Origin of the sequence: Thermanaerothrix daxensis, from assembly GCF_001306145.1 — a bacterium.
Classification (GTDB): domain Bacteria; phylum Chloroflexota; class Anaerolineae; order Anaerolineales; family Anaerolineaceae; genus Thermanaerothrix; species Thermanaerothrix daxensis.
In genome coordinates this window covers 662,538-682,985 of the sequence record NZ_LGKO01000002.1, presented here as the reverse complement: position 1 = coordinate 682,985, position 20,448 = coordinate 662,538, and the positions used below count along the sequence as shown (strand labels likewise).

The 20,448-nt window shown below is 53.4% G+C and carries 22 protein-coding genes; 11 read left to right on the top strand and 11 right to left on the bottom strand.

Features of this window, described 5'->3' with window-relative positions:
• Positions 1-78 precede the first annotated feature (78 nt).
• Together SE15_RS03490 and SE15_RS03485 are read left to right on the top strand one after the other, a co-directional pair.
• A complete protein-coding gene (locus SE15_RS03490; RefSeq protein ID WP_152965520.1) occupies positions 79-1,626 on the top strand; it encodes a spermidine synthase in 1,548 nt (515 codons plus the stop codon).
• A gap of 2 nt (positions 1,627-1,628) precedes the next feature.
• The gene (locus SE15_RS03485) at positions 1,629-2,294 is read left to right on the top strand and encodes a TIGR01906 family membrane protein (protein ID WP_236689972.1); all 666 of its coding nucleotides are present in this window, start codon (positions 1,629-1,631) and stop codon (positions 2,292-2,294) included.
• A 50-nt stretch (positions 2,295-2,344) separates the two neighbouring features.
• On the opposite strand, the gene SE15_RS03480 is transcribed toward SE15_RS03485, so the two are convergent.
• The 5 genes from SE15_RS03480 to SE15_RS03460 all read right to left on the bottom strand — a co-directional run bounded on the left by SE15_RS03480 (position 2,345) and on the right by SE15_RS03460 (position 6,305).
• Positions 2,345-3,457 carry an ABC transporter ATP-binding protein gene (locus SE15_RS03480; protein ID WP_054520705.1) on the bottom strand — a complete coding sequence of 371 codons (1,113 nt, stop codon included), beginning with the start codon at positions 3,455-3,457 and terminating at the stop codon, positions 2,345-2,347.
• A 153-nt stretch (positions 3,458-3,610) separates the two neighbouring features.
• Positions 3,611-3,904, bottom strand: a complete 294-nt coding sequence (locus SE15_RS03475) for a YgiT-type zinc finger protein (RefSeq protein WP_054520704.1) — start codon at positions 3,902-3,904, stop codon at positions 3,611-3,613.
• Positions 3,905-3,909: 5 nt separating this feature from the next.
• Positions 3,910-4,662: a deoxyribose-phosphate aldolase gene (gene deoC / locus SE15_RS03470; RefSeq protein WP_083461667.1), complete on the bottom strand. Its 753-nt coding sequence runs from the start codon at positions 4,660-4,662 to the stop codon at positions 3,910-3,912.
• An 18-nt stretch (positions 4,663-4,680) separates the two neighbouring features.
• Positions 4,681-5,274, bottom strand: coding sequence for a signal peptidase I (lepB, locus tag SE15_RS03465; protein WP_201778047.1), 594 nt, complete (start codon positions 5,272-5,274; stop codon positions 4,681-4,683).
• Positions 5,275-5,372: 98 nt separating this feature from the next.
• Positions 5,373-6,305, bottom strand: coding sequence for a zinc ribbon domain-containing protein (locus tag SE15_RS03460; protein ID WP_054520702.1), 933 nt, complete (start codon positions 6,303-6,305; stop codon positions 5,373-5,375).
• Between the two features lie 176 nt (positions 6,306-6,481).
• Between SE15_RS03460 and SE15_RS03455 the strand changes: the two genes are divergently transcribed.
• Positions 6,482-7,384, top strand: coding sequence for a sortase (locus SE15_RS03455; protein ID WP_054520701.1), 903 nt, complete (start codon positions 6,482-6,484; stop codon positions 7,382-7,384).
• 27 nt (positions 7,385-7,411) lie between these two features.
• On the top strand, positions 7,412-7,639 hold the full coding sequence (locus SE15_RS03450; RefSeq protein WP_054520700.1) for a hypothetical protein: 228 nt from the start codon (positions 7,412-7,414) through the stop codon (positions 7,637-7,639).
• Between the two features lie 99 nt (positions 7,640-7,738).
• Here SE15_RS03450 and SE15_RS03445 read toward each other — a convergent pair whose 3' ends face one another.
• Positions 7,739-8,485 carry a sugar isomerase domain-containing protein gene (locus tag SE15_RS03445; RefSeq protein ID WP_054520699.1) on the bottom strand — a complete coding sequence of 249 codons (747 nt, stop codon included), beginning with the start codon at positions 8,483-8,485 and terminating at the stop codon, positions 7,739-7,741.
• 278 nt (positions 8,486-8,763) lie between these two features.
• Between SE15_RS03445 and SE15_RS14300 the strand changes: the two genes are divergently transcribed.
• From SE15_RS14300 to SE15_RS03415, 6 genes are all read left to right on the top strand, one after another.
• Positions 8,764-9,138, top strand: coding sequence for a hypothetical protein (locus tag SE15_RS14300; RefSeq protein ID WP_152965519.1), 375 nt, complete (start codon positions 8,764-8,766; stop codon positions 9,136-9,138).
• Between the two features lie 86 nt (positions 9,139-9,224).
• A complete protein-coding gene (locus tag SE15_RS14295) occupies positions 9,225-9,413 on the top strand; it encodes a hypothetical protein (protein ID WP_152965518.1) in 189 nt (62 codons plus the stop codon).
• An 86-nt stretch (positions 9,414-9,499) separates the two neighbouring features.
• Positions 9,500-10,633 (top strand): helix-turn-helix domain-containing protein, encoded by a 1,134-nt coding sequence (locus SE15_RS03430; RefSeq protein WP_054520696.1) that lies wholly within the window; start codon positions 9,500-9,502, stop codon positions 10,631-10,633.
• A 15-nt stretch (positions 10,634-10,648) separates the two neighbouring features.
• Entirely contained in the window at positions 10,649-11,431 is a 783-nt protein-coding gene (gene ccmA, locus SE15_RS03425; RefSeq protein WP_054520695.1) for a heme ABC exporter ATP-binding protein CcmA, read from the top strand.
• Positions 11,409-12,167 carry an ABC transporter permease gene (locus SE15_RS03420; RefSeq protein WP_054520694.1) on the top strand — a complete coding sequence of 253 codons (759 nt, stop codon included), beginning with the start codon at positions 11,409-11,411 and terminating at the stop codon, positions 12,165-12,167. The genes ccmA and SE15_RS03420 overlap by 23 nt, the downstream gene beginning before the upstream one ends.
• Before the next feature lie 19 nt (positions 12,168-12,186).
• The gene (locus SE15_RS03415) at positions 12,187-13,203 is read left to right on the top strand and encodes an ABC transporter substrate-binding protein (protein ID WP_054520693.1); all 1,017 of its coding nucleotides are present in this window, start codon (positions 12,187-12,189) and stop codon (positions 13,201-13,203) included.
• A 57-nt stretch (positions 13,204-13,260) separates the two neighbouring features.
• Here SE15_RS03415 and SE15_RS03410 read toward each other — a convergent pair whose 3' ends face one another.
• From SE15_RS03410 to SE15_RS03390, 5 genes are all read right to left on the bottom strand, one after another.
• A complete protein-coding gene (locus tag SE15_RS03410; protein WP_054520692.1) occupies positions 13,261-14,457 on the bottom strand; it encodes an ABC transporter permease in 1,197 nt (398 codons plus the stop codon).
• A gap of 13 nt (positions 14,458-14,470) precedes the next feature.
• A complete protein-coding gene (locus tag SE15_RS03405; protein ID WP_054520691.1) occupies positions 14,471-15,751 on the bottom strand; it encodes an ABC transporter permease in 1,281 nt (426 codons plus the stop codon).
• Between the two features lie 11 nt (positions 15,752-15,762).
• Positions 15,763-16,698 carry an ATP-binding cassette domain-containing protein gene (locus SE15_RS03400; protein WP_054520690.1) on the bottom strand — a complete coding sequence of 312 codons (936 nt, stop codon included), beginning with the start codon at positions 16,696-16,698 and terminating at the stop codon, positions 15,763-15,765.
• Positions 16,699-16,857: 159 nt separating this feature from the next.
• A complete protein-coding gene (locus SE15_RS03395; RefSeq protein WP_054520689.1) occupies positions 16,858-17,829 on the bottom strand; it encodes a glycoside hydrolase family 130 protein in 972 nt (323 codons plus the stop codon).
• Positions 17,826-18,878: a LacI family DNA-binding transcriptional regulator gene (locus SE15_RS03390; protein WP_054520688.1), complete on the bottom strand. Its 1,053-nt coding sequence runs from the start codon at positions 18,876-18,878 to the stop codon at positions 17,826-17,828. Before SE15_RS03390 ends, SE15_RS03395 begins: the two co-directional genes overlap by 4 nt.
• A 426-nt stretch (positions 18,879-19,304) precedes the next feature.
• Here SE15_RS03390 and SE15_RS03385 point away from each other — a divergent pair, with 426 nt between their 5' ends.
• A complete protein-coding gene (locus SE15_RS03385) occupies positions 19,305-20,333 on the top strand; it encodes a LacI family DNA-binding transcriptional regulator (RefSeq protein WP_054520687.1) in 1,029 nt (342 codons plus the stop codon).
• Positions 20,334-20,448: the final 115 nt, after the last annotated feature.

Here is a 20,448-nt window from a genome sequence, read left to right as displayed (position 1 = left end):
TGCTCACTCCTTTTTCAATTTTATCCTCAAACATTTCAATCTGCCTCTTTGAAACCTCAAACGGGTATAATCTCTACCATGCGCAGACTTTTGTATGTGACGGTCTTCTTTGCCGGACTGACCACGCTGGCCCTGGAGATGAGCGCCTCACGACTTCTGGGCAATTATTTCGGTACCAGCAACCTTGTCTGGGCCAGCATCATTGGCCTGATTCTCATTTACCTCACAGCTGGCTACTTCTTGGGTGGTGTCTGGGCAGACCGATCTCCAAAATTCATCACGTTCTACCAGATTTTGATATGGAGCGCCCTGGCGATTGCTGTAATTCCCATGATTGCTCGCCCGGTTCTTCGGCTGGCCGCGGATGCCTTCGATGCCCTGCAATTGGGGGTGCTCTTCGGTTCGTTCGCGGGGGTCATGGTCCTTTTCAGCATTCCGATCACCTTGCTGGGAACAGCCTCCCCATTTGCCATTCGACTGGCCCTGCACGATTCTCGCCAGGCCGGGAGCATTTCCGGACGTATCTACGCCATTTCAACCCTGGGGTCGTTTCTGGGCACATTTCTCCCTCCTCTGTGGTGGATTCCCACCCTGGGCACTTATCGCACCTTCCTGGTTTGCAGTGTTATCCTCCTTGTTACTGGGCTGGTCGGGTTAGGGATTAGCAGCGGTTGGCGACGAGTTCTGGCCTACGCCTGGACCCCGATAGTCCCTCTGCTGGTATTTTTGCTGGGGCTACAAGGGAGTGATAAAGCAACCCGCGGGTTAATCTACGAGACAGAATCGGCTTACAACTACATCCAGGTTCTTCAAGAAGGAGAATACCGCTTGCTCCGCTTGAACGAAGGGCAAGGCATCCATTCGGTCTATCATCCTACTCAGCGCTTCTTCGGCGGTCCCTGGGAACAGGTTCTCGTCGCACCGTTCTTTAACCCACCCCCTGTCACAACAGATGTGGTCACCCGGATTGCAATCGTTGGCCTGGCCGCAGGCACTACCGCCCTGCAAGCCGCTGAGGTCTATCCCAATGCCCAGATAGATGGTTTTGAAATTGATCCGCGCATCGTTGAAGTCGCTCGCCAGTACTTCGGTATGAACGAACCCAACTTAAGCGTCATCGTTCAGGATGGACGTTGGGGGTTGGCTACCAGTCCACACCGCTACCAGATTATCAGCCTGGATGCCTACCGTCCCCCCTATATTCCCTGGCACATGACCACCGTGGAATTTTTCCAAATTGTTTACGATCACCTGACCCCAGATGGTGTGGCAGTGGTGAATGTAGGACGGGGTCCTCAAGACCGGCGCCTGCTTGAACGATTGAGCAGCACCCTGCATCGTGTTTTCCCATCCGTTCATGTGGTGGATTTGCCAGGTACCTTCAACAGCCTGCTCTATGCGAGCCGTCAGCCTACAAATGCGGCTAACTTGCGAGTCAATTACGATCTTCTTCGCCAGAATCCTCAGACACCCCCCCTGCTCCTGAGGACCATGGAAATCGCTTTGGCAAATCTTCAACCCACCCCTCCAGACGGTCCCTTCTTTACGGATGATCTCGCCCCTGTTGAACAAATTACCAACACCATGGTACTCGACTACCTGCTCTTTAATCCCGGAGGGCAATGATGATGAAGGGTGCATCCCGCTGGTTATTTGGATTGCTAATCGTTCTGCTCCCTCTCTTGCTAATTACCACATCCATTCGCATGTTGCTTACTCCGCTCTACCTTCAAGTGGCCTATCACCTGCCTGGCTTTCCCCCTGACCCTTTTGGGTTCACTCTGGAAGAACGCCTTCATTGGGCTAACTACTCACTCTCTTATTTACTCAACCAAGCCGATATATCGTTCCTATCCTCGCAAAGCCTTTCAAACGGACAGCCCCTCTACAACCCCCGTGAACTGCGTCATATGGTAGATGTGAAAAACCTGGTGCAGTTAATGATCCGCGTCTGGGCAGGATTACTCCTTCTCTACCTGGTAGTTGGTCTTTGGGCATGGCGTATCCAGCAGACTCGCGCCTTCTGGCTGGCTATTTCGCGAGGAGGATGGCTTACATTAGGTCTTGTTCTGCTCATCCTCATGGGAGTCATGGTCAGTTTCAACTGGCTGTTTACAGCGTTTCACCGTCTCTTTTTTGAGGGCGATACCTGGCTGTTCTATTATTCGGATACCCTTATCCGCCTTTTCCCATTGCGCTTCTGGCAAGATGCCTTTACCGCCATGGGCTTGCTCACCATCAGCATGGCTCTCGTAGCCGCATTCGGCGGAAAGAGATTAGCCCAAAGAAAATAAAAAGGCGCAGAGTGGTTGTCTCTGCGCCCAATTGGTCTGACCGAGTCTTTTTAGCGCACAGCGACCGGGTTTTCGCGGTCAACGGCTGGGTCAAAAATGTGGAAGTTGTCCATGTTGAAGACCACCTGCACCTGCTCCCCCACCTTGAAGCGAGTGCGTGGATCAACACGGGCTACGAAATTGTGACGCCCATTGACCAGATAGAGGAAGATCTCATTCCCCATTAACTCAATCACGTCAACCCGTGCTTCTACAGGTTCCGCATGAATGCCCGGCGGTGCGAATTGCGGGTTGTGGATATCCTCAGGCCGAATCCCAAAGATTACCTCACGCCCTGCATAGTTGTAATAAGGTTTGGCGCGTTGCTCTGGGATTTTGACCTTGAACGAATCGGCATCCACATAGAGATCACTGCCGTCTTTCCGGATGTGAGCGGGGAAGAAATTCATGGACGGCGATCCAATGAAGCCAGCCACAAACAAATTGGCGGGCCGATCATACAGATTCTGCGGTGTATCCAGTTGCTGTAACACCCCTTTGTTCATGACCGCGATGCGAGTAGCCATCGTCATGGCTTCCATCTGATCATGGGTCACGTAGACAAACGTTGTTTGCAACCGCTGATGCAACTTGCTCAATTCTGCCCGTGTCTGCACGCGAAGTTTGGCGTCCAGGTTGGAAAGCGGCTCATCAAATAGAAAGACCTTGGGCTCACGCACAATTGCCCGGCCAACCGCCACACGCTGGCGCTGTCCGCCCGAGAGTTCACGGGGTTTGCGTTTCAACAGGTTTTCGATGCCAAGAATCTGTGCAGCTTCCTCAACACGGCGCTTAATCTCTTCCTTTGGTACCTTGCGCAATTTGAGTCCAAACGCCATATTGTCAAAAACGGTCATATGCGGGTAAAGCGCATAAGACTGGAACACCATCGCAATGTCGCGGTCCTTAGGTGGCACATCGTTGACCACCGTATCGCCAATCTTGATAATGCCCTCTGTCACGTCCTCCAGGCCGGCCAGACAGCGCAACGTTGTGGTTTTCCCACAACCCGAAGGGCCAACCAGGACCAGAAACTCGCGATCTTCGATGTGCAAATTGAGATCGTTGACCGCCACAAAGTCACCAAAGCGCTTGGTGACATGCTCAAATGTAACGCTCGCCATGAATTCTTCCTCCTTCCGGAAAGAGTATCGTGCCTTTATTATAGCCCAACACCCGTTTGGCGTGTCAATGATTCAACTCACAATTTTTCAATTCAAAAAACACAGCGGTTGACTCATGAGGAGTCAACCGCCGCAATACTAACATCAGATATATTACTCGGGCTGGCTGGGGCGCGGATTTTTGACGCGTTGACGCACCTGTGGGCGCACCCGGCGTCGCCGTTTGGGTGCACTACCAGCCGTGGGGCTTAGAATCAGCGAAAGGCGGTTAAGGGCATTTGCGTCATATTCTCGATGCCCGCATAAATCACACACCCAGGCCGGAAAATCCGGCACGGTGATTAAATCATTGCCCAGCCAGGTGTAGTAAGCCAGGTACTGGCGATGCAATTGTCCTGCCTGACACTCTGGGCAAGGCCGAACAGGGAAACCCGGAGAAACAAACATCTTTCTCATTTTCCAACCACTAACGCCTCAGCAATTTTAACCCCCGCACTGGTGCCAAGCCGATTAGCACCCGCCTGAACCATGGCTTGCGCGTCTGCTAGCGTACGAATGCCGCCTGCGGCCTTGACACCCATGTGCGGTCCAACCACTCTCCGCATTAATTCTACATCCTCCAGGGTTGCTCCGCCAGTGCTAAATCCAGTGGAGGTTTTCACAAAGTCTGCACCGGCTGCTTTGGCCAGCAAACAAGCCAGAATCTTCTCCTCGCGTTCCAGGAGCGCAGTTTCGATGATCACCTTAAGCACCACCCCGGAGCGGTGGCAAAGCTCACTTAAAGCACTTAGTTCATCATAAACAGCGGCATATTCCCCCCCTTTGAGCAATCCAATAGCAATGACGGTATCCACCTCAACCGCGCCCTCTTCAATCACGATTTGCGTTTCCGCTAGCTTGGCTCGGCGCCCACTGGCACCTAATGGAAAACCGGTCACCGTAGCCACGCGCACGCCCGACCCCGCCAAGGCTCGCACCGCACGAGAAACATAGACCGGGTTCACACAAACGGCAGCAAACCCATAGCGCCGCGCTTCCGTACACAATTGCTCAATCTGGATAGGGGTGGCTTCGGGTTTAAGCAGCGTGTGATCAATGAGCGCTGTGATTGGCTGCTCTTTCAGTCCAGGGGGCACTTCAAGAGGGGGTGGCTCCTGAGCAAACCGATGAGCCTGAACAATGAGATCGTTCAGCGAGAAATCCATAGGAGGCTCCTTAGAGGTCTATCTGGCAGCGTTAACAATTGAGGAGGGGGTTAATAGTTTGATCTCATTGGGCGGCCAATACACCAGGAGGGCCTTGCCGACCACGTTTTCCATGGGCACAAATCCCCACGAGTGTGAATCGGAAGATTGATTTCGATTGTCGCCCAACACAAATAACTGGCCCGGCGGAACGTCCCATACCCCGTTGTAACTGGGAGAGGCAGCGACATAGGGCTCTTCAAGGGCCTGGCCGTTGACAAAGACTTTACCATTTTGAATTTCAATGTGATCCCCTGGCAAGCCAATGACGCGTTTGATGTAATCCTCACGCGGGTTCATGGGATAACGGAACACAATCACATCTCCCCGCTGCACCTGGCCGGTGCGATAAGCCACTTTGTTGACAATCACAAATTCCCCTGGTTTGAGAGTAGGTTGCATGCTGATATTCTCAACCCGCACCCGAGCGATAAAGGTGTCAATCACAAAATACAATAATAGCGCCAGGACGATCACCTGAAGCGCTTCTGAAAGCATTCTTAACCAACCCACCGAATCACGCCGAGGTAAGGTGGGTTGCGTAATTGTCTCCGTAGATGGTTTATCCGTCATTTTATCCTTCGTCTGACCTTACCCGTAAGTTCCCCTCGATTATATGCCACCACCCCACTCACGGCAAGGGCAACACGATCAATCACACTACCAGCCCTTTACTCCTGCCGTAGTCGTGCTCCGCAAATTCGACAGAAGCGATCGCCCGGCTGCACCCGACGCCCACATGAAGGACAGTACATTGTCTGGGTTGTGGAAATTTCCACTGGACGGAAGGAGGTAGCACGTGAAGCATGTCGCGAGCGCCTGGTCGCTGTGCCTGGTCGCTGTCGGGTCAGCGTTAACCACCATACCATCCCCCCCAGGATCAAAACCAACCCCACCCCCATTGCCATGACCCAGGGTTGGGTATACCATGTGCTCCCCAAATCCGAAGCCGCCTTTTCAATGGGCGTAATGGGTTGTACAGATTGCATGGGAGCGCTCAGCCGATCGTCTGGTTTTTCGTACTGCAAACGCAGTACAAACGAGGTGCCAGCCTTTAGTTCTCCCACTGCGTAGTGGTAATACACCAACCCATCATTGCCCTTAACAGCGCTTCCCATACTCGGGCTTAGATTCCAGGCCGTGGCCGTGGGGGGCTGCTGAACCACAACATTGAGATCTTTAACCGGATAATCTCCCGGCCAGAGGTATTCGTAAGTGCGTTTCGCACCTTCCTTCTTAAGACCCGGATCATAGTACTCCACTTGAAGCACAGGTGCCGGTGTAGTAAATGTCACCCTCAGCCACTCCCCCTCTACTTTGGTAGTGTAGTTCAGATTGTAAAGCATCCCATCGGTATCTTCATAAGCCACGTTATATGGAATCTTAGCAGCCGCAGGAATACGCAAATCAATCTGTGCTGGCAACTTAACCGTATTTGCTAGCCATATTCGATAGATAACCAACATCTCAGGGCGATCATATTCGGGCCACAGGTCAATCTCCAGGGCTTCAAACGAAATCCCCGTTTGGGCAAACGCGCGCCCCATCCCGAGCCAGAGCCCTATGACCACAAGTGCCAATCCCAATCCTAAACGCTTGAACATGCAAGACCTCCAAGTTGGGCAACCTTATTGGTCAAATATTACCATAATCTCTGCCCTTCGCTCTCACCTGGCACTTTCGTTGCACCTCTCAGGAAGTCGAAAGATTCAGAAATAAGGATCGCTCTCAGGATACGGTATAATCAGACGCAAGTTGGGGCTTGCCCCGGGGAGCCGAAATGGCACGTAAGCGTTCAGCCGAGGACCTTTCCGTAGAAGAATTGCGCCTGTTGCTGATAGAAAAGCAGCGCGCCCGACGCCAGCGGCGTTTAGAGCACTACCGGCGCAGTGGCCGTTTGGTGCTCATTGAAGACCAGCCAGCGGCGGTTCCACTGGAAGACCTGCACAGCCGTCCACTTGGGGATGATGAGAAAACCGGGCCGACGGAAAAACCCCATAAGCGTTCCTGGCTGGATCGCCTGTTGCTGGCTGTTGAGATATTGGCTGTGCTTGGGCTTGCTTTTGTGCTGTTAAACGGCTTCACCCTCATCCGCGACCTTAATCGCGAAGTGGTCTCCCTGATTAACCAGCCCACATTAACCCCCACACCGGCGATTACGGCGATTGTCCTGCCCGGCGGGCACACCCCTCCCAATGCTCCCGGCGGAGCACGTCCCAACGAGGCTGAGATCCCCGAGCACCTGCGCCCGGTCATGCTTTCCTTGCCCGAACCTCCCGTGCCCACCCCCAGTGTTGAACAAGCCGTGCGCATCCAAATCCCGGCTATTAATGTAGACGCGCCTGTTGTTCAGGGTGATGGTTGGGAGCAATTGAAGAAAGGGGTAGGACAACGCCTGGGAACACCGAACCCGGGGCAACGGGGTAACATTGTCCTCTCAGCGCATAATGACATCTTTGGCGAAATTTTCCGCGACCTGGATAAACTCAAACCCGGGGATCAGGTAATCCTTTACAGCAATCAGAGAGCCTACGTTTACATTGTGCAACAAACCCAGATTGTCGAGCCAACACGAGTTGAGGTCATGGCGCCCTCCCAAGAACCCATCGTTACCCTGATTTCGTGTTATCCTTATATGGTAGATAACCAGCGCATTGTTGTGACCGCTCGGTTGCAAGAATAAAGTTCAACCTTTTCAGGAGAAAACCATATGAGCAAGAAACAAAAACGCCGCGTCTCATCTACTAAAACAACGCCCCAACGCCCCGTCCCTGCACAACCCGCCGAGGCCCGACCAGGCCCCGTGACGCGGAGTAGCACCTCTAGCGCCGAATTCAACCCTGATTACTCCTACGTGATCAAAGATCTTAAGCGCATTGGGACCCTGGCAGGAACTTTCTTCGTTATCCTGATCATCCTCTCGTTCATTTTGCGCTAAAGACTTTTCCCCCATCTCTGGCCACCCAAAGAAAAGACGTGGCTAAAAAAGCGCCTGTCAAATGGACAGGCGCTTTTTTGCTTACAAGGTCATTTTCTCCTATAGATAATGGATCCGCTCACGATACTGAGCAAAAAGCCGCGCATTATATTCAGCCCCCCCATCCAGATTAGCCGCCAATAAAACGGGGGGTGTAACCCCTCGTTCAAGCAACTCTTCGATTGTCGCAGCAACTAACGCTTGAAGAAGTGCATTAGAGGTTACTCCTGAAACAGGGACAAACTTCTGGGGCACTCGCGGATCATAGAGGACTGCGTCCCCTTTCGGGGCTTTGTTATCCAAGACTACGTCTGCAAAATCTCGCATTTTCTTTCCACTGGGATGGCGGGAAGTAACGGCTTCAGTGTACTCTTTTGAGGTTACTCCAATAACCTTGATACCGCGCTCACACGCAATTTGAGCCATCTCAATGGGTACTGCGTTGCGTCCTGAGACCGAAACCAGAATGAGTACGTCTCCGGATTGGATTGGGGTGTTATCCAGGATAACTTTGGCGTATCCGGTCATCTGCTCCATGGCCGAAGATAGCGTCGCAGGATGCACATCAAGTGATGCAATACCTGGCGCGAGAATGGGGTTGATCAACATCAACCCGCCCGCCCGATAAACCAGATCCTGGATTGGTAATGACGAATGTGTGCATCCGAAAGCGAATATACTGTGTCCGTGCTCAATCGCATCTGCCATGATCTGAGCTGCTTGCTCAAGGGCTTCGCTTTCCTCGTCTCGAATTCGAGCCAGTAACTCAATCAAACAATTGAGATATTCAAACGTGAAAGCAGACATAAAATTTTATCTCCTTTCTTAACCCCTGAGGTTCATGAAGTCTCTTTTATAGACCATCTTTCCTTCCTCTTTGACCTCCCGCTAGACTTAGAATAACAGTTTCTCGGACGCATTTAAATAATGGGCTTTTGCATCCAACGTTTCACTAAAATACTCACCTCCTTTCCTGTCTACTGCCCCTGGTTGAACTCGCGGATCGCTGCCAGAACCTTTTCCTTAACCTCCGTTTTGTCTACAAGATTCTTGATCAATACCACTTTTGCCGATGCGGAGCGTAAATGCTGTTCCATATCCATGGGCGCAACAATGAGATCAGCGTTCTGGCCCTTGAAGGATCCCAAATCCCACGGGACAACTTCGGCCTTAATGCCCTCTGCCTCGAGAATCTCATCTGGGTGGTGAAGGAAAACCAAGGGCATCTGTATCAAAATCTTGAGCGCTTGTTTGCGGCAGACCCTCCCAAACCGAGGCTTGGGAAGATCCCCACCGACTTTCTGCAGGCAGAGACCCTCAATAAGGGACATGAACGGATTGAGAAGCGTCATATCCAGACCAGCGCCATGCTCAACAACTATCTCGATTGGCCCGGTCTAGGACAAGTCTATCGGTTGGAACGGTGTTTCCTTTGGATACGTCAGGGAAAAGTGGTCTAAACCAGCCAGGCAGTAGAACACGGCATCACCCGCCTGACCTGCGAAAAAGCCTCACCCAAGCAGATGATGCAAATCAGACGCAAGCATTGGTTGTTGAAACCGGCTTGCATTATCGCCAGGAGGTGACCTTTCGGGAAGATGCCACGCGAATGACGAAAGGGGCTACGGCCCGGATACTGGCCACGGTGCATAACGTTGTCCTGGCGCTGATCAAGCAAGCCGGACATCTTGCCCAGGCTTTTGCCCTCCTTCTCTCGGGTCATTCGCGACTTTGAGAAAGCCATCTAGCACCAGGCATTCTATCTTGACTCCCTTGCAAAGTCCAATATAATAGACCAAAGTACAATATACGAGATATCTTATGGAAGACCTACAACTAGCACGCAGCGCCGAGCGTACCCTCCGTTTACTTGAAACCATTTTGACCCATCCCGAAGGACTCACTCCCCAGGCACTGATGAAGGAACTGGGGCTCTCGCGCTCCTCTCTGTTCGTCTTGCTCAAAACCCTAAAAGCCATGGGCTACCTGGAACAGTCAGAGAAACGGGGGCGCTACCTGCCCGGCCCGCGCCTGCTTGCCTGGCAGGCGCGAGGAGATCTGAGCCAGCAAGAATTATTAGCCGCGTTTTACCAGGAGGCTGCTCAGTTTGCCTGGCCCGAGACAATCGCCCTACTGGTCCCCGTCTCAGGAGGTTTGCTTGTTCTAGCCCAAACTGAGGGAGAACACGAAATCCGTCGTGTCTTCCAGGTTGGAAAACTCTATCCCCAACTAGAAGCCGCGCAAGCCCTTTTTACTTCCATACCGGCTGCGATTGAAATTGAAGAGGGCCTTGCATTTAGTGCTTCCCCCGAAACGCTCGATCTCGCCGCCCCCATCTGCCCAGATGGCTTTCAGCCCCGCGCAGCACTGCTCCTGAGCGCACCAGCCCACCGGTGGGAACCTCACACCCTTAAAACCACACTGGGCGCGGACTTAAGAAACCTGGCCGCGCGTATCTCCTACCGCATGGGAGCCCTGACCTACTCCCCCTTCCAGCCCCTACCCATTCAGGATTTGCACCCCCTGGAACCCCTTTCCCCTTCTCAAATCGAGGTGTTTTTGCGCGGTCCCGTTTCGGCTCGCCTGGCGTGCGTGCGCCCGGATGGACAGCCCCACGTGATCCCCCTCTGGCAGGAGTGGAACGGCCATTCTTTTACGGTCATTGCCTGGCAGGGATCGCGTTGGCCCGAATACGTGCGTCAGAATCCCGCAGTTTCTTTGACCGTTGATGAACCCTGGCCCCCCTTGCGCCGTGTGGTGGCACGCGGGCAGGCTATCCCTATGGAGAACCTGAGCCAGCACGATTTACAACACCTGCTCAATCGTCTGGCACGCCGCTACCTGGGGCGAGATCTCGCCCAACCTTATTTACACCAGGTTGCCCAGGTCTTCAAAATCGAAGTGGAACATCTGCGGGGTTGGCGTGGTCTGGCCAATCCTCCTACCCCCTCGTAATCGCCCAGGTTCCAGATGGAAATTCTCATTAAGAATCTAACTTTCAGTTACCCAGGTTCCTCCTCAACTGTCTTGCAAGAGATTAACCTTTACATTCCCTCAGGACAGTTTGTAGCCATCATTGGTCAAAGTGGTTGCGGCAAATCCACCCTTTTGCGCTTACTAGCTGGTCTGCTCCAACCCATCCATGGAGAAATCCATCTTAATGGTAAGGATGCCTCGCTTCGTTCAAATCACCCAGCCGTTGCCTGGATGGCACAATCCCCTGCGTTACTGCCCTGGCTGACTGCGCGCCAGAACGTGGCCCTGCCCTTGCGGTTTCAAAGAAACGGCTCCACCGCCCTGTTGGAACCAGAAGAGGCGCTTGAGCGGGTGGGTCTGGCTGCATACAGCGACGAGTATCCTCACCATCTTTCAGGGGGAATGCAACAGCGAGTTGCCCTGGCCCGCCTGCTGGTTCAGGGGGCTGCAATCTGGCTCATGGACGAGCCCTTTGCTGCGTTGGATGAATTAACCCGCGAGCACCTCAGCAATACACTCCTGGACCTCTGGCAATGGTTACACCCCACCGTAATTTGGGTGACCCATCACATTTACGAGGCAGTCCGGCTTGCCGACCGCATTTTGGTGCTTTCGCCCCAGCCTGCTCAGGTAATCGAAGATATCACGGTAGCCCTACCGCGCCCACGCCATGAAAATTCTCGCGGTTTCAATGCTTATGTGACCCAACTACGAAATACGCTCTTCTCTGCATCCCCTTCAGGAGATCTCGCTCATGCCGGGATCAGCCAACAGTAGACGCATAACCTGGGCCTTTATGCTCGGCACATTGGCAGCCTGGGAAGCCGGGGTGTACTTCTGGCATGTCCCCGTCTATCTGCTTCCACCTCCCAGTTTAATTCTGCGCACCCTGATTCAAAATGCCCCAGTATACCTCCACGCCTCGCTGGTGACTTTCGGCGAGGCTCTGCTAGGTCTCTGCCTGGGTACCTGCATAGGCATATGCATCGCCGTGCTGGTCACCTTTTGGCCTACTTTGGAGCACGGGGTCATGAGCCTGGCGATTCTGGTTAAGTCCACGCCACTGGTGGCCATTGCTCCTCTACTCACCATCTGGTTGGGGTTTGGCTGGCAACCCAAAGTGGTGATCACGGCTTTGGTCACCTTTTTCCCGGTTCTAATAAACGTCCTGGTTGGTCTGCAAACCATTGATGCTAGCCTACTGGATCTGTTCCGCTCATGGCGGGCCAGCCGATGGGAATTCTTGTGGCACCTGAGACTCCCCCACAGCCTGCCCTACATCTTCGCCGCCCTGAAAGTCAGCACTCCTCTGGCATTAATTGGTGCCATTGTAGCGGAATGGACCGGCGCCTCAGGTGGGTTGGGACGTCAGATGTGGCTGGCCTACACCAATCTAAATTTACCCCACCTCTTTGCCGCCATTTTCATCCTGGCAGCAGCGGGAATTCTCTTATATTGGTTAACCACCCAGGTCGAACAGCGCCTGGCGTTCTGGTACCTTTCATCCCAATGATCCTGGAGGTTCTCCAACCATGAAGCACCGTTCCTTCTCATTATTGCTTGTGCTCTCACTCACCTTCATCTCTAATCTCCTGGTGGCTTGTCAACCCGTCCAATCTTCTCCCACGCCGCCCCGAGTTGCTCTAACCTTTATGGCAGGTTACAAACCCCAGGCCAATCTGCCCTTTGTAGGAGTCTACGTAGCACAGGAAAAGGGCTATTTCGAAGCCGAAGGACTGGATGTCACCATCGAGCACTCCCCCGGTCAAGGCCAGCACCTTCAATTGCTCGCCGCTGGCAAAATCCAGGTAACCACCCAGGATGCCGCCGTCCTGCTCCAGCGTCGGGCAGACCCCGGCTTGCCCTTAGTTGCCATTGCCCTGATCGGGCAACGCGGCCAGCAAGCCTTTGCCGCCCTCAAAGATTCCGGAATGGTGACCCCAAAGGATTGGGAAGGCCATCTGGTTGGTTACAAGGGCACCCCACCGCCTGACCTTTTTGCGCTACTCCATGCAGCGGGCGCAGATGTCAATAAAGTTAATCTGGTCAACGTTGGGTTTGATCCCCGGCTACTGGTTGAGGGTAAGGTAGATGTTTACCCTCTCTTTAAGTCCAACGAGCCGTTTCTACTCCGCTCCTGGGGGTACGAAATCATCCTATGGGATGCTGCGGATTACGGGGTGCCCACCCTCGGCCTGACTTATGCGACTAGTGAGTCCTACCTTCAGGAGCACCCCGAAGTGCTGGCGCGCTTCTTACGCGCCGCCCTACGAGGCATTGACTATGCCGCACAACATCCTGACGAAGCCGTCCAATCCGTCCTGAAGTACACCGGCCCTGAGACCAATCCAGAACACATGCGTTACATGCTAGAAACTGAACTCAAAGACGCGCAAAGCGATGTAACCCGCGCGCATGGATGGGGTTGGCAAACGCAGGAACAATGGCAGGCACTGGCCGATATGCTCCACCAGTATGACGTGCTTCCCACGACCGAAGTAAAGGGGGCCTTCACAACCCAAATTCTGGAAATGGCCCAAACCCGATAATCGCTCCAAGGATGAGGGGCTGCTATCTGCTTGCAGTCCCCTCATCCTGTCTCAAAATCAGACCTGTTGCTCGCGACGTAATCGCCAAACCCCAAGCGTAAAAAAGAGAACGGCGAAGGTCAGGAGCGCTCCCAGATAGGGGAACAGCACCACCCCCGTGCTCCCGCGCAACAGGTAGTTGAGCATGCCTTCCAACGCCCAGGTGGTCGGGAGCACATGAACAACAACCTTGACTGGTTCGGGGAAGAATTCCAGCGGATACCAGCAACCGCCCAAAAGGGCCATAACCATTCCCATCAGAATGCTGAGGTTGTTAGCCTGAGCCTCATTCTTGATCCACGTTCCCATAAAGACCCCAATAGCCGCTGCAGCCAGTGCCGAGGTAAGAAGCAAAAGGGCCAGGCTCAAGGGATCACGGCCCCAGGGCAATTTCAGGACCAGAATACCAAAACCTATCAGAAGAAGCATCTGACCCAGCGCTACCAGTACCTGCCCACCGATTGTCCCTATCAGAAAAATGGCCCGAGAAGTGGGTGTGGTCAAGATCCGTGCCAGGGTGCCAGTATTTCGTTCATAGGCAAAAAGCGCAGAGATCCCAAACAAGGGAATGAATACCCAGGAGATGAGCTGACCAGCCGATGCACTTGCCCGAGGATCATAAACTGGAGCACTGGGTGGGCGAACCACTTCCAACCGCTCAGGGCTCTGGGCTATAAGCGTTTGTGCTAACTGAGCAGATTCATCAAAATACTGTTGACGCTCGGCATCGGTATCAAAACGGGTGTAGTACTCAGCCATGCGAACAGCGATCTGGGCAGCCTCAATGGTCAAACTTTCCTTGCCCACCGCCGCCTCAACGGCACGTTGCACGGCCAAGGCGCGCAAATTATTGGGACGTTGATAGAGCACGACCTGCACCGGCTCCCCTTCCAGTAAGCGTTCTTCCTCTAGTTCCGGCGGTAAGTAGAGCCAGAAATCTACCTTCCGTGCCTGAAAGCGCTCTTCGGCTTCTACGCGACTGAGTTTTTCCGGTCGTAAGCCAGGGGCGGCTTCCAAAGCCCGAATGACTCGGAGCGCCAAATCACTTCCTGCCTCGTCCACCACCGGTAAAGACACCCTCCCATCAGAGCCGAAGTTTGCCGTACCCAAAACAAATGTAAAAAGGATGGGCAAGACGATAAAGAACAACCATTCACCAGGAGAGGCAAAACGCAATATCACATCTTTACGAACGATTGCCCAAATTGCGCGCATGGGTTTCTCCCTCTCAGGCCTGTAGAAGATGACGAGACCGTGCCAGCAACCATCCCGCCACCGCGGTCAAACCGCCCCCCATGAAGATGAGCGCCAGAAGGGGACGGATAATTTGAGCAAGCGAGCCACCTCCAGCCAGGATTGAAAACCCGTCCATCCCCCAGGCATTAGGGGTGATGCGACTTAACCAGTAAATTGCTGGAGATAAATTTTGTAAATCCACAAAACTCCCTCCCAGCAGACCAAAGACCAACATGAGTGCTGACCCCATCGAGGCCACTTGCCCCGGGGTTCGCGCAAGTGCCGCGATGAGCAATCCCCAACCTACCGCCGCAAACGAGGCACAGAGAATCAAGACCAGAACCCCCCAAAAATCCCCCCAACGCAGGGTGAAAAGCAAAGTAGATGCCCCGATCAGCAAAACCTGCTGGATCACCCCACTCAAATAAACGCCAATTCCTTTGCCTATCAGGATTTGGGCGGGAGTGATGGGCGTGATCATCAATCGTTGGAGAGTCTGCTGACGCCGTTCAGCAAGAAGCGAACGCGCTCCATAGGTAGCCGTGAACATGAGAAAGAGTAAAGCCATGCCTGGTGCAAGAGCGGTCATAATGTCCACCCGCGTTGCTTCTGATTTCCCGGCTTCTAAGGCCACCACCCGGATAAGGTCCTGGGGGTTGTCCACACGCGCTAGCGATTCACCCAATGCGCGCCCAACGACCTCTGCTTGCTCTGGTTGGATCTCGCCATGTAAAACCAGCGAGGCAACTGTCGTCCAGCCCAAGATGCGCCCCTTTTCGACTCGAAAGAGGAACGCCCGTAAAATGCTCTCGACAATTGCAACACTATTGGGGCGCTGCGGGTTGGCATATAACAAAATCGAAACCTCCGAGGATGGAACTAACCCCCATGCCCCCGCCTCCCCCGCAGACGGGAACACACTACGGGTGAAGCCCGGAGGGATAATGACGGCTGCCGCCATTTGATCTTCATTTACCCATTGCTTTGCCATATCGGGATCAGAAATAAAAGTGGGAGCCAACAGGTCATCCAATTCGGGTGAGTCCAGCACTTTGACCAGCGCATTTCCCAGTTCTTCGCCATCCTGATTGACCACTACAACCGGAATATCCGTAGGCCCGCTGGAACTGCCCCCACTGCCACCGAACCTTCCACCCACCAGGCCCATGCCAAGGGTCAAAAGAAATGGACCGATCACAATCATCAAAAGCATGGCCCGGTCGCGAAAAATCAAAATTAAGTCCTTGAGCGCAATCAGCAGAATCGGCCTCATACTCGCTCTCCCTAGTCTCTCAGCGCGCGCCCGGTCAGTTTCAAAAAGACGGTTTCCAGATTGGGCTCAATGATCTCAACGCTGCGAAGGCGGAGTTGATGCTCAAGGCATCTTGCAACCACCAAGGGCAAGATCTGTTCCGAGGTTGTGGCAAGCACCTTTAGAGACTGATCTTCGCGCCCCACCTGCACCACCCCCGGTAAGCGCTGCAAAACCTCCAAAAGCGGCGCGGTATCCACCTCATCTTCAAAGCTTAGAACGACGGTATCATGCTCACCTACCTGCTGTAGGAGTTCAGCCTGCTTCCCGATTGCAATCAAATGCCCATAATCCAAAATTCCCACACGGTGCGAAAGTTCCTGGGCCTCTTCCATATAGTGAGTGGTGTAGAGGATGGTCATCCCTTCGCGATTCAGGACTTTGATGAAATCCAAGATGGCACGCCGTGATTGAGGATCAATGCCCACCGTTGGCTCATCTAAAAAGAGCACCCGTGGACGGTGTAGGAGCCCTGCCGCCAGGTTGAGACGGCGCTTCATCCCACCCGAATACGTGCGCACTTTCTGCCCGGCTTTTTCGCTTAACCCCACTTGCTCCAGGGTTTCCACAATTCGCCGACGCAATTCAGCACCGCTCAGCCCATACATCTGACCCCAAAACCATAGATTCTCATAGCCGCTCAGGTCCTGATAAAGCGCGATCTCTTGAGGTACCACCCCAATCAGACGGCGAACTTCCAGGGGCTGCCGGGTGACGGAATATGCACCAATCCAGGCTTCACCAGAACTCGGAAGGAGAAGCGTGGACAAAATGGAAATGGTTGTGGTCTTTCCGGCACCATTGGGCCCCAGAAGGCTGAAGATTTCCCCCTCATTGACCTCAAAACTCAAGTTATCAACCGCTACCAGGCTTCCAAAACACTTGGTCAGATTCTGCACCCGTATCATAGGAATCACTGCGCCCCTTTCTCGAAAAAATGCCATTCTTAAATACGTAGAGGGCCCGTAAAAGTTGCAGCGCGCTTCTCCCGAAAATAAAACTCAAAGCGATGAGGCGTCGTTCATCGCTTCGGCAACCAGTTCTTCCCATCCCCCAAGGAATTTGGGCTAGAGGTCGTTGGTGGATTTGACAAAATCCACCACCTCGTCAATGTAGGCGAAAGCCAGCGCGACGACCGTATCCGCAGCACCATAATAGATCGCCAGCCGGCCGGTAGGCGGATCGTAAAGAGTGGCACAGGGAAAGACCACATTTGGCACATCTCCCACGCACTCATACAGGGTTTGCGGAGACATTAAGTATGGGCCTCCACGGGCAATCACCTTCCAAGGTTGATCGAGATCAAGGAGAGCGGCTCCGAAGGAGTACACGAACCCGTTGCATGAGGTTAGAACACCATGGTAAAAAAGCAACCATCCTTCAGAAGTCTCGATTGGGATCGGGCCAGCCCCAATTTTGGTACTTTGCCAGCCTTCCTTTGGGCGCATCACAAAACGATGTTGTCCCCAGTGAATAAGATCCGGGCTCTGACTGAGAAAAATATCCCCGAAGGGTGTATGGCCGCGGTCACTGGGTCGGCTGAGCATCATATAATGCCCATTGATTTTGCGTGGGAAGAGCACCCCATTGCGGTTATAAGGGAGAAAGGCGTTCTCCAGGAAGTAAAAAGTTTCAAAATCAAAGGTATAGCCAATGCCAATGGTAGGGCCATGATACCCATTGCACCAGGTGATGTAATAGCGATCCTCCAACCATACCACACGGGGATCGTACCGATATTCAAAGCGCGCCAGTTCCGGGTCCTTACACTGCCAAGTAATCGGTGTATCATCCAGGTGCCATTGAATGCCATCCTCACTAAAACCACGGTGCAAGTTCATCTCGCGTTTTTTATTATCACAGCGAAAGACCCCCGCAAAACGCCCATTGAAGGGCACAACAGCACTGTTGAAAATGCTATTGGAAGAAGGGATCAAATTGCGGGGAATGATTGGATTCCGACTGTATCGCCACACCACCTCGGAGCAGCCGTGAGGACGATCCTCCCAGGGGATATTGGGTAGAGCTGAAGAATTCATGGGGTGAAAGCCTCCTGTTGGGGAAGTGGGGACGCTACCGATTCACGTTCAATCAGAATTGGGTGAATGAGTAGGGTCATACGCGCAGACTCGGGGTTCTGTCGCCGCAAATCCAACAACTCCACCGCTGCACGTCCCATGGCCAGGGTATCCACATGCAGAGTGGTAAGAGCAGGATGAGTATTAACTGCAATGTAAGTATCATCAAAGCCCACAATGGAAAGGTCATCCGGTACTCGCCGCCCCAGACTCTGGGCCGCCTGCATGGCAACACTGGCTATCCCATCGTTCATGCAAAAGAGTGCTGTAATCTGTGGATGGGTTTTCAGTAAATCCAGGGTTTCTTCAAAACCCCGTGAACGGCTAATGTTGAAATTGGCAGTATAAACCTGGGAGATCCCATGCTCTTTAAGCGCTCGCAGATAGCCGTTACGACGGTCACGCAGGCTGGGATAGCAATGCTCACCCCCTCCGATCAATCCGATATGGCGGTGCCCTTTTGCCAATAAATACTCCATTGCCTGAAAGGCAGCCCGAAAGTTGTCTGAAAGCACGGCATCGTAGCCCTCGCGAGCGGCATAACCGTCCACCAGAACCACCGGACCGCCATACTGCGCCAGCGCATCCATTAATCTCTCATCTACGTAGACCCCCACCAGTAACATTCCGTCCACGTTGCTATTGCTCAGCCCCGGGGGGATCTCTAACGGCTGGTTGTTCTCGTCAACAGGCAAAGAATTAAACAACAAGTTAATACCCTTGCGACGGCAAGCCTCTTCAATGCCTAAAATCACCTTGGAATAAAAGGGATTAGCCTGAGGTGGCAATCCGGGATCGAGTTTGACCAGCATGCGAATGGTGGAAAGCCGGGGAGTTTGATCTTCAATAGTAGGAACGGGCAGAGAATAGCCCAGGGCCGTAGCAACCGCCAACACACGCTCACGCGTTTCACGCGCTACACCAGGGCGGTTATTCAGAACCAAAGAAACCGTCGAAACCGAAACGCCACAGCGACGTGCAATCTCGGCAATCTTAACTTTTTTGGTCATCCCGGCCCACCATCCATGAAATATTTCAAGTATTTTTAGTAATTGTATACTCTCAACTGCCAAAGTCAAGCGAGAAACAGAAAAATTTTTCTTAAAATTTTATGCAAACGCTTTGGAGTGCAGTTTTTTCACAAAAGTGAAGTAAACCACAAAAGGCTTTGCTCTACCCACACATAGATCTTGCGTGGAAGTTCCCGCTTGGTGGCTTCTTTTTTCACCTGTTTCCTCTCCCCCTATCATCTTGTGGGATTGCATTTCTCTAAAACGGGAATGAATACCCCAAAAAGCGTTTTTTAAAATTTTACTTGGTTGATTTTAGGCTTAACCCGATTGACTTTTGCATCCAATCTCTCTATAATGAAATTGGTTGGGAGCGCTTCCAAAAAGTCCCTCCCGCTCCCTATACCACCGCCCACCGGGATTACCATGTCCAATCTTACCCTGGAAGATATCGCTCGACAGGCAGGCGTCTCTCGATCCACCGTTTCACGTGTCCTCAACGACCACCCCAACGTGCGCGAGGAAGTGAGGCGGCGTGTTCTGGAGGTGATCCGCCAAACCGGCTACCACCCCAACGCCGCTGCCCGCACCCTTGCTTCACAGCGCTCGCTAATGCTGGGGTTGGTTCTACCGCGCAGCGTCAGCTCCTTCTTTAGCGACCCCTACTTTCCCCGCCTGACCCAAGGAATTGCCCAGGCATGCAACCACTACAACTACACCCTGGCACTTTTCCTGGTCAGTAGCGCCGAGGACGAAACGAAAATCTACCCGCGAATCTCGCGGCGCGGCCTGCTGGATGGCGTTCTGCTTCAATCGGGCCAGATTGGCGACCAACTCATGGACCGACTACTGGCTTCCAACATTCCTTTGGTTGTGATTGGCCGCCCTTTCAACCCGGAGGGGGTAAGCTACGTGGATGTAGACAACGTCAATGCGGCTTACAACGCTGTCAGCCACCTGGTGCGCCTGGGCTATCAGCGCATCGCCACCATTGCCGGTCCCAACAACTCTACCGTCAGCATAGATCGAAAGGAAGGTTACACGCGCGCCCTCCTCGAGCGCGGTCGGAAAATTGACCCCTCCCTGATCGTTGAGGGAGACTTCACCGAAGCAGGGGGATACTATGCCATGCAAGCCCTGCTTCCCATCCGACCCGATGCCGTCTTTGCAGCCTCCGACGCCATGGCCCTAGGCGCCATGCGCGCCATCCGTGAAGCGGGGTTGCGCATCCCCGAAGACATCGCCGTGGTCGGCTTTGATGATCTCCCCTTTGCAGCAACGGCTATGCCACCCCTTACTACCGTGCGTCAGCCCATCGCCCCCTTGGGGTTCAAAGCAGTCGAGGTACTGCTCGATCTGATCGAAAACGGAGTACAACCTCCTCGACGCATCATTATGGACACCGAGCTCATTGTCCGCGATTCCTGCGGTGCGCTTAAGCGCCGCAGTCCTTAGAGATGAAATTTTTTGCTCTAGATTGGGAGCGCTCCCAATGAATGTTGAGATTTCAAAAATTTTTAGATGAGGAGGTGATCAGTTCGGAGGAGGTACCCCACGAGAAGCGCACCAA

Coding starts and splice junctions, on each gene's coding strand:
- SE15_RS03490 (WP_152965520.1), top strand. CDS start 79: ATGCGCAGACTTTTGTATGTGACGGTCTTCTTTGCCGGACTGACCACG.
- SE15_RS03485 (WP_236689972.1), top strand. CDS start 1,629: ATGAAGGGTGCATCCCGCTGGTTATTTGGATTGCTAATCGTTCTGCTC.
- SE15_RS03480 (WP_054520705.1), bottom strand. CDS start 3,457: ATGGCGAGCGTTACATTTGAGCATGTCACCAAGCGCTTTGGTGACTTT.
- SE15_RS03475 (WP_054520704.1), bottom strand. CDS start 3,904: ATGTTTGTTTCTCCGGGTTTCCCTGTTCGGCCTTGCCCAGAGTGTCAG.
- deoC (WP_083461667.1), bottom strand. CDS start 4,662: ATGGATTTCTCGCTGAACGATCTCATTGTTCAGGCTCATCGGTTTGCT.
- lepB (WP_201778047.1), bottom strand. CDS start 5,274: ATGACGGATAAACCATCTACGGAGACAATTACGCAACCCACCTTACCT.
- SE15_RS03460 (WP_054520702.1), bottom strand. CDS start 6,305: ATGTTCAAGCGTTTAGGATTGGGATTGGCACTTGTGGTCATAGGGCTC.
- SE15_RS03455 (WP_054520701.1), top strand. CDS start 6,482: ATGGCACGTAAGCGTTCAGCCGAGGACCTTTCCGTAGAAGAATTGCGC.
- SE15_RS03450 (WP_054520700.1), top strand. CDS start 7,412: ATGAGCAAGAAACAAAAACGCCGCGTCTCATCTACTAAAACAACGCCC.
- SE15_RS03445 (WP_054520699.1), bottom strand. CDS start 8,485: ATGTCTGCTTTCACGTTTGAATATCTCAATTGTTTGATTGAGTTACTG.
- SE15_RS14300 (WP_152965519.1), top strand. CDS start 8,764: ATGCTGTTCCATATCCATGGGCGCAACAATGAGATCAGCGTTCTGGCC.
- SE15_RS03430 (WP_054520696.1), top strand. CDS start 9,500: ATGGAAGACCTACAACTAGCACGCAGCGCCGAGCGTACCCTCCGTTTA.
- ccmA (WP_054520695.1), top strand. CDS start 10,649: ATGGAAATTCTCATTAAGAATCTAACTTTCAGTTACCCAGGTTCCTCC.
- SE15_RS03420 (WP_054520694.1), top strand. CDS start 11,409: ATGCCGGGATCAGCCAACAGTAGACGCATAACCTGGGCCTTTATGCTC.
- SE15_RS03415 (WP_054520693.1), top strand. CDS start 12,187: ATGAAGCACCGTTCCTTCTCATTATTGCTTGTGCTCTCACTCACCTTC.
- SE15_RS03410 (WP_054520692.1), bottom strand. CDS start 14,457: ATGCGCGCAATTTGGGCAATCGTTCGTAAAGATGTGATATTGCGTTTT.
- SE15_RS03405 (WP_054520691.1), bottom strand. CDS start 15,751: ATGAGGCCGATTCTGCTGATTGCGCTCAAGGACTTAATTTTGATTTTT.
- SE15_RS03400 (WP_054520690.1), bottom strand. CDS start 16,698: ATGATACGGGTGCAGAATCTGACCAAGTGTTTTGGAAGCCTGGTAGCG.
- SE15_RS03395 (WP_054520689.1), bottom strand. CDS start 17,829: ATGAATTCTTCAGCTCTACCCAATATCCCCTGGGAGGATCGTCCTCAC.
- SE15_RS03390 (WP_054520688.1), bottom strand. CDS start 18,878: ATGACCAAAAAAGTTAAGATTGCCGAGATTGCACGTCGCTGTGGCGTT.
- SE15_RS03385 (WP_054520687.1), top strand. CDS start 19,305: ATGTCCAATCTTACCCTGGAAGATATCGCTCGACAGGCAGGCGTCTCT.